Source organism: Psychrobacter sp. W2-37-MNA-CIBAN-0211, from assembly GCF_040309405.1.
Taxonomy (GTDB): domain Bacteria; phylum Pseudomonadota; class Gammaproteobacteria; order Pseudomonadales; family Moraxellaceae; genus Psychrobacter; species Psychrobacter glaciei.
Map to the genome: position 1 here is coordinate 1 of NZ_JBEOOU010000103.1, position 288 is coordinate 288.

Annotated in this window: 1 protein-coding gene; it reads left to right on the plus strand. The window is 63.9% G+C overall.

Features of this window, described 5'->3' with window-relative positions:
- The coding region (locus AAEY72_RS14465) for an NAD(P)/FAD-dependent oxidoreductase (RefSeq protein ID WP_352311212.1) at positions 1–276 on the plus strand (276 nt) is incomplete at its 5' end.
- Positions 277–288 lie beyond the last annotated feature (12 nt).

Consider the following 288-nt stretch of genomic DNA (forward strand, 5'->3'; position numbering starts at 1 on the left):
GTGCTGGAGATTCTGCGCAACGCCGGCGAACTCTACCCGTTTCTTCAGGGTGCCCAGGCCATTCGCACCTGGAGTGGCACCGAAGGTTACCTGCCCGACCACGAACCGGTGATCGGCCCCAGCAGTACCCAACCTGGGCTGCTCCACGGTTTCGGCTTTGCCGGTGCCGGGTTCCAGCTCGGCCCCGCCGTCGGTGAAGCCTTGGCAGAGATCGTCTGCGACGGCGCCAGCCGCCAACCCATCGAAGCGTTTTCCATCCGTCGTTTCCAAGCCTGAGAGGAAAAACCC